Annotated in this window: 12 protein-coding genes; all 12 read left to right on the plus strand. The window is 61.2% G+C overall.

Annotation, left to right across the window (positions count from 1 at the left end):
- The 12 genes from QMN23_RS07620 to QMN23_RS07675 all read left to right on the plus strand — a co-directional run bounded on the left by QMN23_RS07620 (position 1) and on the right by QMN23_RS07675 (position 13,109).
- The gene (locus tag QMN23_RS07620) at positions 1–2,052 is read left to right on the plus strand and encodes a chemotaxis protein CheA (protein WP_282003121.1); all 2,052 of its coding nucleotides are present in this window, start codon (positions 1–3) and stop codon (positions 2,050–2,052) included.
- Positions 2,053–2,856 carry an ExeA family protein gene (locus QMN23_RS07625; protein WP_282003123.1) on the plus strand — a complete coding sequence of 268 codons (804 nt, stop codon included), beginning with the start codon at positions 2,053–2,055 and terminating at the stop codon, positions 2,854–2,856.
- Between the two features lie 30 nt (positions 2,857–2,886).
- Complete coding sequence (locus QMN23_RS07630) at positions 2,887–3,612, plus strand: chemotaxis protein CheW (protein ID WP_282003124.1); 726 nt, start codon at positions 2,887–2,889, stop codon at positions 3,610–3,612.
- A gap of 23 nt (positions 3,613–3,635) precedes the next feature.
- Positions 3,636–4,007 (plus strand): response regulator transcription factor, encoded by a 372-nt coding sequence (locus QMN23_RS07635; protein ID WP_282003126.1) that lies wholly within the window; start codon positions 3,636–3,638, stop codon positions 4,005–4,007.
- A gap of 63 nt (positions 4,008–4,070) precedes the next feature.
- Positions 4,071–4,562: a chemotaxis protein CheW gene (locus QMN23_RS07640; RefSeq protein ID WP_282003128.1), complete on the plus strand. Its 492-nt coding sequence runs from the start codon at positions 4,071–4,073 to the stop codon at positions 4,560–4,562.
- Positions 4,519–5,511: a response regulator gene (locus QMN23_RS07645; RefSeq protein WP_282003129.1), complete on the plus strand. Its 993-nt coding sequence runs from the start codon at positions 4,519–4,521 to the stop codon at positions 5,509–5,511. The genes QMN23_RS07640 and QMN23_RS07645 overlap by 44 nt, the downstream gene beginning before the upstream one ends.
- Before the next feature lie 120 nt (positions 5,512–5,631).
- The gene (locus QMN23_RS07650; RefSeq protein WP_282003130.1) at positions 5,632–7,641 is read left to right on the plus strand and encodes a HEAT repeat domain-containing protein; all 2,010 of its coding nucleotides are present in this window, start codon (positions 5,632–5,634) and stop codon (positions 7,639–7,641) included.
- Complete coding sequence (locus tag QMN23_RS07655; protein WP_282003132.1) at positions 7,635–8,510, plus strand: CheR family methyltransferase; 876 nt, start codon at positions 7,635–7,637, stop codon at positions 8,508–8,510. Before QMN23_RS07650 ends, QMN23_RS07655 begins: the two co-directional genes overlap by 7 nt.
- Positions 8,507–9,589, plus strand: coding sequence for a protein-glutamate methylesterase/protein-glutamine glutaminase (locus QMN23_RS07660; protein WP_282003134.1), 1,083 nt, complete (start codon positions 8,507–8,509; stop codon positions 9,587–9,589). The genes QMN23_RS07655 and QMN23_RS07660 overlap by 4 nt, the downstream gene beginning before the upstream one ends.
- Positions 9,590–9,643: 54 nt before the next feature.
- Positions 9,644–10,468, plus strand: coding sequence for a GAF domain-containing protein (locus QMN23_RS07665; RefSeq protein ID WP_282003136.1), 825 nt, complete (start codon positions 9,644–9,646; stop codon positions 10,466–10,468).
- Positions 10,469–10,496: 28 nt separating this feature from the next.
- Positions 10,497–10,874 carry a response regulator gene (locus QMN23_RS07670; RefSeq protein WP_282003138.1) on the plus strand — a complete coding sequence of 126 codons (378 nt, stop codon included), beginning with the start codon at positions 10,497–10,499 and terminating at the stop codon, positions 10,872–10,874.
- Between the two features lie 105 nt (positions 10,875–10,979).
- The gene (locus tag QMN23_RS07675; RefSeq protein ID WP_282003140.1) at positions 10,980–13,109 is read left to right on the plus strand and encodes a cytochrome c3 family protein; all 2,130 of its coding nucleotides are present in this window, start codon (positions 10,980–10,982) and stop codon (positions 13,107–13,109) included.
- Positions 13,110–13,179 lie beyond the last annotated feature (70 nt).

Here is a 13,179-nt window from a genome sequence, read left to right on the forward strand (position 1 = left end):
ATGACCAACTCACACGATGCGTCCGGCAGAGCTGTAGAAGACTTCCTGGCAGAAGCGGAAGAGATCGTCGATCGGCTTAACGCGGACATGGTGACGCTGAGCGACTGCGCTGACAGTGGCGAATGCGATCCCGATCTGCTCAATGCCATCTTCCGGGGAGCCCATTCCCTGAAGGGGCTTGCCGGCATGTTCGGCTTTACCGACATTCAGGGGCTTGCCCACAATCAGGAGAATCTCCTCGATGCCCTCCGTCTCGGCAAGGTTGCACTGACCGGCGAGACAATGAACGTGTTGTTCGATGCGATGGAGTTGCTGGCGACAGTTGTCCGGGGCCTCGGCAGCAACGAGGATTTTTCCCAGCCGATTGCTGATGCGGCGGCCCGCTTGAACGCCTGCGCATCAGCCACCCCCGTCGATGCCGTCTCGCCGCTGCAGAAAATCGGCCTCCCCGACAAGGTTATCAACTCCCTGACGGAATATGAAGAGCACCGCCTCATCGAGAATGTTAAAAAGCGGCGCACCATCTACTCCATCCATGCCTCATTCAACCTGATGTCCTTCGACCAGGATCTGGGGGAGATCACCGATCTCCTCAAAACGGCCGGCGAAGTCGTCAGCACCCTGCCAAGCGCCAGCGCCACCCCCGAATCCTCCATCGACTTCGATATCCTCTACGGCACCGACCTTGACCAGAGCGGAGTTGTCGCCCTGCTCGACCGGGAGAGCATCGACGTGCACCAGTTTGGTGCGCCGCTTCCCGAGCCCGCTGCTGGCGAAGTCGCGCCCTCGCCGTCAGCCGTGCCGGCCGTGGCTGCGGCAGGGGCGCCGGCGGTCGTCGGAGGAGATGATCAGCTCTCCGCCAAGAGCATGAGCCAGACCGTCCGCGTTGATATCGGCAAGCTGGACGACCTGATGAACATCGTCGGCGAACTGGTGCTTTCCCATTCGACCATCTCGGCGCTGGCGACCCGGATGCGGCTCGAAGGGTTTTCCTCGCTGGCCATCGAGCTGGGAAAAGCCGCCAAGGGACTGGAGCGGAAGCTGACCGAACTGCAGAAGGGGGTCATGGAAATCCGGATGATCCCGGTCGGCCAGCTGTTTGAGAAGATGGCCCGGATTGTCCGCAAGGTGTCGCGCGAGCAGGGGAAAAAGGTCGACCTGAAAATGTTCGGCGCCGATACGGAGCTGGACAAGCTGATCATCGAGGACATCTCCGACCCGATGGTCCATATCATTCGCAATGCCATCGATCACGGGCTGGAGCCCACCGACGAGCGGGTGGCCGCCGGTAAGCCGGAGCGGGGGACGATCCGCCTTTCCTCCTACCAGAAGGGGAATCACGTCGTCATCGAGGTGGCCGATGATGGCCGGGGATTCAATATCGAGAAGGTCAAGAAGAAGGCCCTGGAAAAAGGACTGATCAGGACCCTGGAAGGGGTGTCCGACAAAGATGCCCTCGATTTTATCTTCCTGCCCGGCTTTTCCACTGCCGACAAGGTGAGCGAACTGTCGGGGCGGGGCGTCGGGATGGACGTGGTCAAGAACAACATCGCTGCCGTTTCGGGGATGGTCGACATCGAGAGCGAATTCGGCAAGGGGAGTCGGATCATCATCACCCTGCCGATCACCCTGGCGATCATCAAGGCGCTGCTCGTCAGTACCGCCGGTCGGACATACGCCATTCCGATCACCTCGGTGCTGGAGACGATCATCGCCGAAGAACAGGATATCCTGACGGTCGAACGGAAAGAGGTCTTCCAGTTGCGCGAAACGACCCTGCCGCTCGTCAGGCTGGAACGGTTTTTCGATATCGACCGGCGCGGCGAGCTGTCGGAAAACTTCTACGTCGTTGTCGTCGGCGTGGCGGAGAAACGGCTCGGGCTGGTAGTCGACGATCTGATCGGCCAGCAGGATATCGTCATCAAGTCGCTGGGCGAGCTGTTCAAAGGTTACCGGGGCATCTCCGGCGCCGCTGACCTGGGCGACCAGCGGACCATTCTGGTGCTCGACGTGGGCGGGATCATCGGCGAGGCGTTTCGGAGCGGGGTGTAGATGTATCGGGAATTTTACGGCCTCAGGGAAAAGCCGTTTTCGAAGACGCCCGATCCCCGCTATCTCTTCCTGTCGCGGGGGCATCGGGAGGCGCTGGCGCGGCTGCAGTACGCCGTTGAGGAACGGGAGCTGGCACTGCTGACCGGCGACATCGGTTGCGGCAAAACAACCATTTCCCGCGCCCTGATGGATGCGATGGGCGAGTCGTGCCGCTTCTGCTTCGTTTTCAACCCCCGGCTGACGGCGTTGGAATTCCTGCGGGTGATTGCCCGCAGCCTTGGCGTCGACAATCCGGCGGCGGCCAAGGATGAGTTGTTGAAGCAGCTGGTGGAGGCGATTTATGCGCTCCATGGCGAACGGCGTTGCCCGGTGATCGTTATCGACGAGGCACAGCTGATTCCGGACCGCGAGATTTTCGACGAAATCCGCTTGCTGACCAATTATCAGCTCGACGATCAGAACCTGATGAGCGTGGTGATCATGGGACAGCCGGAACTGCGCCAGATTCTTGCCGATGCGGCCCATGAGCCCCTGCGGCAACGGATCGCCCTCCACTATCACCTCCAGCCTCTGACCCTGGAGGAGACGCTCGAATATATCGATTTCCGCCTGGAGGTTGCCGGCGGCCCGCCGGGACTCTTCTCTCCGGACGCGGTACAGCGGATCTTCGAGCTTTCGGGCGGGGTGCCGCGAAAGATCAACATCCTGGCCACCAATGCGCTGCTTGTCGGTTTCGGCAAGGATGCCGCCTGGATTGACGCCTCGCTGGTGGAGACCTTGCGTGACGAGGCCAGTCTCTACTGATATACTACTTTCGGGACAGGGCGAACGGGTATGATGGATATTGCCGAAATCAGGAAGAAGGCGCAGCGTGAGCGGAACCAGGGCGAGGGGGGAACGGTAGCCCCGCCGTCGCCGTCTGCGGCCGCTCCGCCGCTCGCCGCGGTGGAAAGCGAAGGAGAGATCTACGAGGAACTCTTTTCCGCCGAGCCGCTTCGCTATCCGGTAGCTTCACCTCCGTCGCTGCCGGCGGTCAGCGATCCGCTGGCCTTGATCCTTGCCGGCCGTCGCGCCGCGCTCGTCGAAGATGAATTGCCGGCAGACGATGTCGAGCAGGCCCAGGAAACGGCGACCGCCCTGGAGATCCTCTGTTTTCGCGTGGCTGACGAACTCTACGGCATCGACATCATGGAGCTCAAGGAGATCATCAAGCCCCGGGAGACCACCGATGTTCCCCGGGCGCCGTCGTTCATCGCCGGGGTACTGTCGCTGCGCGGGCTCATTATCCCGATCTTCATCCTGCGTGAGCGGCTGGGCCTGCCCTCTGCCGAGAGCAAAGGGAAAGAACGGATCATCGTCGTCAAGCGGGGCGATGGGCTCTGCGGCCTGCTGGTTGATGAAATCACCCAGGTGGTCAGAATTGCCGCGGATACGGTGGAAAATCCTCCCGCGGTCCTCGATGGCATCGACCGTGAGTTCGTCAGCGGCATAGGCCGTCACGACGGATCGATCATCATCCTGCTCCATCTCGATAAAGTTCTTGATGCCGCCCTCATCTAACTCGTCCGCGAAAGGTGCGTAGCATGGAAAAAAAGAAGATCCTGATCGTCGAAGACGAAGAGAGCCTGTTGAAGCTGGAAAGCATCCTCCTGTCGTCGCGGGGATATAACGTCGGCGGCGTGGCGGATGGCATCACGGCGCTGGAGGAGATTACGCGGTTTCGCCCCGACCTGATCATTCTCGATATCATGTTGCCTGGCATGGATGGTTTCGAAGTCTGCCGGCGGATCAAGGAAAACCCGGAGAGCCAGCATATTCCCGTCATCATGCTGACAGCCAAGAAAAGCAGTCAGGATCGGGAACGAGGGATGGCAATCGGGGCGGCCGCTTATATCACCAAGCCGTTCAAGTCTGCCAAGATCATGGAGATAATTCAGAGGCTTCTTACCTCGTAGCCTGTCGTGCGGTAGCTCCGGGCTCGCGGCCCGCGAGACTCAGTTCGCAGTAAAAGGATGGCGATGGAGACGGATATTCAGGAAATTCAGCTGGCCTGTTTCCGGATCGGTGAGGCGCTGTTTGCCGCCGATATCATGCGGATCAAGGAAATCATCCGCCCACAGCGGCTGACCAGACTTCCCAAGGCTCCCGTGTTCATGGAGGGGGTGATCAATCTCCGGGGGGCGGTCATTCCTGTCGTCGACCTACGCAAGCGCTTCGACCTCGCTGAGGCCTGCACCGTCGAGGAGGCCCGGCTGTTGGTGGTGGCGGTTGCCCGGCAACTGGTGGGGCTGATGGTCGATGATGTCACCGAGGTGGTGACCGTCCAGATCCAGGATATCAAGCCGGCACCCCAGGTGGTTGAAGGAATCGGCTCCGAATACCTGATCGGGGTTTGTCTGGTGAAAGATACCCTGATCATGCTTCTGAACCTTGACCGGATTCTGACCAGCCGGGAAACGTCCGCCCTTGCCGGGATCTCCCGCCGGGCGGAAGCCCCGCTGCCACGCTGAGGGGACGATGCTGGCCGGTTGTCCCGTATGCAGCGCCCGATACCGGCTTGACGAGCGGCGGATCGGTGCGGCGGGGATCAAGCTCCGCTGCGGCACCTGCCGGACCATCTTCAGGGTTCGTGGCGTGCCGACCGGGTCCGTACTGCCACAGGGGGCCGTCGCGGTGGTGCCGCCCCGGCCGCTACGGGTGCTGGTGGCCCATGATAGTGCCACCTCCCGCTCGACCGTCGCTGAAGCGCTGGCCGCCGAACCGTTCGCCGTCTCGTTCGTCAGCGATGGCCCCGCCGCCTATGCCGCGATCCTCGACACATCTCCCGATGTGGCGATCTTGGATGTGGCGCTGCCGGGAATGTTCGGCTTCGAAATCTGCGAAGCGGTCAGGCGGATTCCCGGGGGCGCCGACGTCAAGATCATCCTGATCGCTTCCATTTTTGACAAGACCAAGTACAAAAGGGCGCCGGTATCGCTCTACGGTGCCGACGACTACATTGAGAAACATCATATTCCCGACGAGTTGGCGCTCCGGATCTATCGTCTGCTGGCGATGACCCGTGCCGACGGGGCGGATGACACCGTTGTGGCCGGGTTGCCGGCAGCTTCGGCGCTGGTGACCGGCGAGGTGGCGGAAGCTGCCGCCGCCCCGCTTTTATGCCGGGAATTGCGTCACGACGAGGATCGGCCCGATTTTCCCGCCGGGCCGGCGAGCGAGCGGGACAAAGCCGGCAGACTGGCGCGGTCGATCGTTTCGGACATCGTGTTGTATAACCAGCCGCTGGTCGAAGAAGGGGTGCGCACGGGGATGTTTTCCAACCTCCTTGCCGAACAGCTTGCCGAGGGGCGGGCCTTGTACGAGCAGCGGGTGACGGAGTCGGTCCGGAGCGGCACGTCGTATTTCGATGATGCCGTGGCGGAGGTCGTCGAGCGGATCAGAGCCGATCAACGGCGGTAAGAAAAGTCAGTTCTGCGGATGGGCCCGGAGGGGTTGGGGTGCCCAGAAAAGGTGCTGCGGAAGGCCCCGGAGCGCGGCAGGTAGTCCGGCCGGGAGTGTTAGCCCAAGGAGAGAGTGTTGGTGGATGAACTGAAGACCCTCGTCAGCCTGCTGGAGGCCCCGGAGGAGGAAGAGCGGCGGCGCGCTGTAATCGGGCTTGCCGGCTATCCTGTCGAAGTGGCAAGGGCCCCGCTTTTTGCCGCGATGGGCGACAGCAGCTGGCGGGTGCGAAAAGAGGCGGTGAATGTCCTGGTCGGCATGTCCCCCGATGAAGCGACGATCGACGCCATTGTCTCCCTGCTGGCGGCGCCGGACAATGCCGGACTGCGGAATTCGGCTGTCGAGGCGCTGGAACGGTTGGGCGAACAGGCTACGACGTCATTGCTTCACACCATCACGGACCGGGATCATGATGTCCGCAAGTTTGTTATCGACATCCTTGGCACCATCGGCGACCGGACGTGTCTTCCCGCATTGATCGCCGCGCTCGCCGATCCGGATGCCAATGTCTCCGCGGCAGCGGCGGAAAACCTCGGCAAACTTGGCGACCCGCGCGCCGTTTCTCCGTTGGTGGCTGCCCTCGCTGCCCCCGACGTCTGGTTTCGCTATTCGGTGCTCGGCGCCCTTGCCCGGCTTGGCGTGCCGGTACCTTACGCGGTGCTGGCGCCGCTGGCGGCGGAAAATCTGCTTAAGCGGCCGGTCTTCGACTGCCTCGGGGCAGTCGGTACGGTCGAGGCTGCAGGCCTGTTGGTCAGCGGGCTGACCGATCGGGTACGGACGGTGCGGGAAGCTGCTGCCGTGGCCCTGATGCGGTTACGCGACCGGCTGGACGATCCGGCCGCGCTCACGACGCTCGATCGCCAGCTGGCGACCTTGCGGGGGACGGCCGGCATCAACGGACTGCTCGCGTCGCTCGATGCCGCCGAGCAGACGACTGTCGAGGCGGTGGTCCGTATTCTTGGCCTGATCGGCGATACGCGCGCTGCCGTTCCCCTCGTGCAGGGCGTGCGCAATGAACGGTTGCGGCGACTCTGTCTCGACGGCCTGAGAGACTTGGGCGTGACCGGGCTTGCGGCCCTGGCGGCGGCGTACCCCGAAGCCGATGACGAGGAACGGACCCTGATCCTTCATGTCTGGGGCGAACTCGGTTATGCGGCGGGGGAAACGTTCATCGAAGAGGCAATGACGGCTGGCCAGCCGGCATTGCGCCGGGCGGCCGCGGTTGCGGTCGGCAAGATCGGCCTGACCTCCCTGCTCGGGAATATCGAGGCGTTGCTGGCGGATAGCGATAGCGACGTCCGCGATGGATGTATTGGTGCTCTGGTCCGGCTGGCACCGGCCGAAAGCAATGCTGTCAGGCCGATCGCCCAGTCCCTGGCCGGCGCAGCGGCACCGGAGCGCCGGCGGGACGCGGTCCTCCTCTACGCAGCGCTGGCTGATGTGGAGCGATTGGCGCTGCTGGCCAAGGATGAGGATTCGCTGGTGCGCCGGAGCGCCGTTGTCGCCCTGGCGGAAGCCGGGCGCCGGGAAAGCCTGGGCAGCCTGGTGATGGCGCTGGTTGACGAAGATGCCGAGGTGCGGATTGCCGCGGCGACGGGGCTCGGCGAATCAGGCAACGCAGAGGTACTGGCGCCGTTGTTCGTCGCGCTGGAAGATGAGGACCCCTGGGTGCAGTGCGCCATCCTCAGAAGCCTTGGCAAGCTCGGCAGCGAGAACGCTTTGGATGCGATCGAGCAGCGGCTTTCTTCGTTCGAAGGGGTGGTGCTGATCGCCGCGCTCGAAACGCTTTCCTGTATCAAGGGGCCGCGCGCGCTGGCGCTGGTCCGGAGGGCTCTGGACAACCCCGACGAAGAGGTCGTCAAGGCGGCCATTGGCATCCTCGCCAATGATGGCACCGAATGGCTGGCCGAATCCGGCGAGCGGTTGTTGCGTCATCCTCATTGGGATGTGCGGATCACCTTTGCCCGGGCGCTGGCCCAGCTTCTTGGCGAAGCGGCGGTGCCGCAGCTGTTGGCGGCTCTCGATGCAGAAGAAGACGACCTGGTGCGCGGCCAGTTGCGCGACCTCCTCGGCAGGTGGCGGCAATGCTGAGCTTCGAGCCGGAAATTCCAATGTCCGAAGAAGAGTTCCGCCTGATCAGGGATCTGATCTACAGTCACTGTGGCCTCTTTTTCGAACCGGATTCCACCTATCTTCTGGAGAAGCGGCTGGCCAAGCGGGTGCTGCTCCACCAGTTGTCCGGGTTCCGGGACTATTACCATTTTCTCAAATACAACCGGAAGAAGGATCAGGAACTGTCGGATATCATGGACATCCTGACAACCAACGAAACGTACTTCTTCCGGGAATCCTTCCAGCTGAGGGCGTTTACCGACGAAATCATTCCGGAAATCCGCGAGGCCAAGCTGAAGGCTGGCGATCGGACGCTGCGGATCTGGAGCGCCGGCTGTTCCAGCGGCGAGGAGCCGTATACCATTGCCATGCTGCTGCTCGACATGGGCGGATTCAGCGGCTGGAACGTCGAAATCGTCGGTACCGATATCAGCCAGCGGGTTATCCAGCAGGCCCGCAAGGGATTGTACGGCAAGTCGTCGTTCCGGGTTACCGACGATTCGTACATCAGACGTTACTTCACCGAACAGGACGGCATGTACCGGGTGGGGGACAAGGTGCGGGAGCTGGTGACCATCAGTCATCTCAACCTGCTCGACTGCAGCCGGATCGCCCTGCTCGGCAGGATGGACCTGATCTTCTGCCGCAACGTGATCATCTACTTCGACCAGCTTGCCCGGAAGACCGTCATCGAGTCCTTTTACCGGACGCTCAAGGATGGCGGTTACCTGCTGCTCGGCCATTCCGAATCGCTGATGAATATTTCCACGGCATTTACCCTGAAGCATCTGAAGAACGACATGGTCTACCAGAAACCGCTGGCGGGCGCGGTGGGAGGTCGATCATGAAAAAGAAGATCAGGGTGGTAGTAATCGACGACTCGGCCTTCAACCGCCGGGCGATCACCAAAATGCTCGAAGGGATGCCCGAAGTCGAGGTGGTGGGCTATGCCGCCGACGGCGAAGAAGGGATCAGGAAGATCATCGACCTCCGGCCGGACCTGGTCACCCTCGATCTGGAAATGCCCCGTATGGACGGCTTTACCCTGCTCCGGATCGTCATGGGGTACAGCCCGACCCCGGTAATCGTCATCAGCGCCAACAGCGATGACGAAAAGGTCTTCAAGGCGTTGGAACTGGGGGCGGTCGATTTCGTGGCCAAACCTTCCCAGGGAATCTCCGAGGAACTGCTGACCATCCGCGATGATCTGCAGCAGAAGGTCCGCTCGGTTATCCATCTGAACATGGCGGGGATCATTCGCCGGGAGCGGAAAGTCGTTTCGCCGCCGGCGGTCCCCGAGGGCAGGAAGCGGCCGGCCGTTCCGGCCCGGCGCGTGCAGGAGCAGGTCGCGATCGTGGCAATCGGTGCATCGACCGGCGGCCCGCCAGCGCTGCAGAATATCCTCACCTCGTTCACCCCGCCGTTGTCGTTCAGTGTGGTTATTTCACAGCACATGCCGGCTGGCTTTACCAAGACCTTTGCCGAACGGCTCAACCGGCTCTCTCCCTTCGATGTCAAGGAGGCGGTGGATGGCGACCCGGTCAAGCCCGGTCGGGTGCTGATTGCCCCCGGCGGCTACAACCTGGTCTGTGAGCGCTCCGGCGACCAGGTGGTGGCGCGGGTGGTGAAACCCGCCAAGGAGGACCGTTACATCCCGTCCGTCGACGTCATGCTGGTTTCCTGCGCCGAGGTGTTCGGCCCGCAGACGCTGGGGGTGGTGCTGACCGGAATGGGGAACGACGGCAGCAAAGGGGTTCGTGCCGTCAAAGCGGCCGGCGGTCAGGTCCTTGCCGAGGCTGAAGCGACGGCGGTGGTTTTCGGGATGCCGAAGGAAGCGATCGCTACGGGGGTGGTGGACAAGGTGGTCCCGCTCGACCAAATGGGGCGGGAAATCCATCTGCGTTGCGGCGGTTCGGCCGAGGCTTGAGTCCCTGAGCCGGCATTCGGTCGTGGATGCCGGTATCCATAACAGGAGTATGTCATGTCGAGCGAAGAAGAGAAGGTCCTTTCAACGAGGGCCGACGAATTCCTGCAGGTTTTCAAAAAGGGGGCGGAGTTTACCCAGGATTTGCTGAAGGAAAACGAACGACTCCGCTACCGGGTTTTCCAGCTGGAGGAAGCGGCACGGGGTGGCGGCAGCTCTGTCAGTCTGGCTGACGAGAACCGCACGCTCCAGAAACGAGTCGAGGAGCTCGAACGGGAAAAGGATGAAATCCTGGGCCGGATCAGGCAGATCGAGGCTGAGAATAACGATTTTGCCGCCCGTTACGTCGAAATCGAAGAGGAGAACAACAATCTGGCAAACCTGTACATTGCCAGCTACCAGCTCCACTCGACCCTCGATTACCGGGAAGTGCTCCAGATCATCACCGAGATCATCATCAATCTGATCGGCGCCGAAGAATTCGCCGTCATGCTGCTCGACGAGAAGACCGAGGTGCTGAGCACCGTTGCTGCAGAAGGGGTGGCACTGGCGGAACTGCCGGCGGTCCGGCTCGGCGAGGGGCTCATCGGCTCCATTGCCAGTACCGGTGACAACTATTTTGCCGAAGATCCAGCGAGCTATGCCCACGATCCCCTGCATCCGATGGTCTGCATCCCCTTGAAAATCAAGGATCATGTTATCGGGGTGATCGTGATTTACAAACTGCTGGTCCAGAAAACTTCATTCGTCCAGGTCGACTACGAGCTCTTCACCCTGCTGGCCGGACATGCGGCGACGGCGATTTTCAGTGCCAGACTTTACGCCCAGTCCGAACGAAAACTCTCAACGATGCAGGGGTTCATCAATCTTCTCACCAAGTGAGCCACTTTTCTTCCGGGGGGCATGTACGATGGCGAACCGAAAAATCCTGATAGTTGAAGATTCACCGACCATGCGCCAGTTGATTGCGTTTGCCTTGCGGCGACTCCCCGGTCTGACTGTCATTGAGGCGTCGGACGGCGTCGACGGCTTGAAAAAGCTGGCGGCCGAGCAGGTCGACCTCATCTTTACCGATATCAACATGCCGATCATGGACGGCCTCAAACTGGTGAGCCTGGTCCGCAACGATCCGGCTCACTGCCAGATTCCAATCGTCATCATCACCACTGAAGGGGCAGCGGAGGACCGTGACCGGGCCATCGCCCTCGGCGCTAACGACTATATTACCAAGCCGATCCAGGCTGGGCGAATCATCGCGGTGGCAAGGGAATTGCTAAAGTTACCGTAACCGACGTTGCCGGTGCTACGCCGGCAATCCGGAACCGCCGCAATTCCGCAGCCTCTGCCGCTCTCCAAGGGGGTGAATGAAGCTCGGCCATCCAAGGAGCTGATCGTGAAACGCCTGCTGGTTCCCGCCATTCTGCTGTTTCTGTTGCCCGTCGTCCTGTTTGCCGCCGATTACCGGGTCGTCACATTCTCTACGGATAATGCCGGTAAGATCGTCTTCGAGCACCCGCTCCATCTCAAGGCGCTCGGCAGTGATTGCACCCTGTGCCATAACTCCCTGTTCGCCATCGGCAAGAAGGCCGCGCCGGTTTCCATGGCGGAAATGGAGAAGGGGAAGTCCTGCGGTGCCTGCCATAACGGCAAACGGGCCTTCCCTTTGGCCGAATGCATCCGTTGCCATGTCACCAAGGAAGTGCCGATCAGCATCCCCGATTTCGGTACCGTAACCTTCAGTCATCGCTTCCACATGGGCCTTGGCGCTTATGGCTGCGCCGACTGCCACAACGCCATCTTCAAGGCAAGTACCGACAATTCCCATGCGACGATGGCCCAGATGGAAAAAGGGGCATCCTGCGGTGCCTGCCATGACGGCGCTACCGCTTTCACCGTCAAGGCGAACTGCACCAAGTGCCATATGGTCCGGGATATCTCCTTCGCCGCCGATGCGCATTTCAGCCATGATTACCACCTCGGCCTCAGCTACAATTGCACCGACTGTCATAGCAGGTATTTCATCGCCGGGCCGAACAGCCATCGCTATACCATGAAAGAGATGGAGACCCAGCAGTCGTGCGGTGGCTGCCACAACGGCAATACCGCCTTTTCCGTCAAAGGTGACTGCGGCAAATGCCACACTGACGTCCGGGAGGTGACCTTCAGCCAGGGCAACGCCTTCTTCAGCCACCGTGTCCATACCAAGATCCTCAATTGCGACAACTGCCACAGCGGAATCTTCATCGGTGGCGTCAACAGTAAGCGCTATACGATGGCCGACATGGAAAAAGGACTCTCCTGCGGCGTCTGTCATGAAGGGAAAACCGTCTTCGGCGTCGACGGCAACTGCGACAAATGTCACGTCAAGACCGACGATGTCAAATTCAAGACTGCGACGGCCGGGACGGTCACTTTCAGCCATGGCTTCCACCGCCAGCTCTATGGTTGCAGCGACTGCCACAACGGGATTTTCCGTGCCGGGGCGGAGCGGAAAAGTTATACCATGGCGGAAATGGGGCAGGGCAAATCGTGCGGGGCCTGCCATGACGGTACCACCGCTTTTGCTGCCACTGCCGCGGCGAACTGCGGCAAATGCCATCCTCTCGGCGACGTGACCATGGCCGACGATTCCCGCTTTCCACACGTCAAGCATCTTGAATCGCTGGGGTGTGGCGACTGCCACAACGATCTGTTCCGTCCCGGTCCCGGTAACCCGCGCACGACTATGCCGCAGATGGAGGAAGGGAAATCCTGCGGCGCCTGCCACGACGGCAAGACCGCCTTCAGTGTCCGCGGCGATTGCAGCAAATGCCACCGCTCAACCACCGATATCGTCTTCAATGTCCCCCAGACCGGCGCCACCCGGTTCAGCCATGCCTTCCATACTGGTCTCTATTCCTGTGGCGATTGCCACTACGCCGTCTTCGGCGCCGGGGCGACGGCGAAGCGGTATACCATGAAGGAGATGGAGGGGGGGAAATCCTGCGGTGCCTGCCACGACGGGAAAACTGCCTTTGCCGTAACCGCCGATTGCACCAAGTGCCATCCGGTCCGGGAGATATCGTTCAAGAAATCGGGCGCGTCCTTCAGCCATTCCTTCCATATCCAGGCCTATCGCTGTTCCGATTGCCACGATGCGCTTTTTCGCCCTGCCGCCGACAATCGCCATACGACGATGCCGGAGATGGAAAAGGGTAAATCGTGCGGGGCCTGTCACGACGGCAGCACCGCCTTTGCCGTGACCGGTAGCTGCGGACGGTGCCATCCGGTGACCAAGGCGGTGAAATATGCCCTGCCGGATTCGGTCGGCAGCGTCACGTTTAGTCACCATTATCACCTCGGCAAAGGGTATGGCTGTGTTGACTGCCACAGCAAGATTGTCGCCGCGGGAGCTGCCAGCCGCTCTTTCACCATGAAGGAGATGGAGGCCGGCAAGTCGTGCGGCGCCTGCCACGGTTTCAGCATGGCCTTCAGCGTCAAGGACCCGATCAACTGCGAGAAATGCCACCAAAAGTGGAACTGAGCGCTGTCAGGCGCTGATGTTTGTGCCGGTTTCGCCCCCGCCGGCCATGGCAAACATGTTTGCATGGCCG

The organism is Geotalea uraniireducens, from assembly GCF_027943965.1.
GTDB classification, from domain to species: Bacteria; Desulfobacterota; Desulfuromonadia; order Geobacterales; family Geobacteraceae; genus Geobacter; species Geobacter uraniireducens.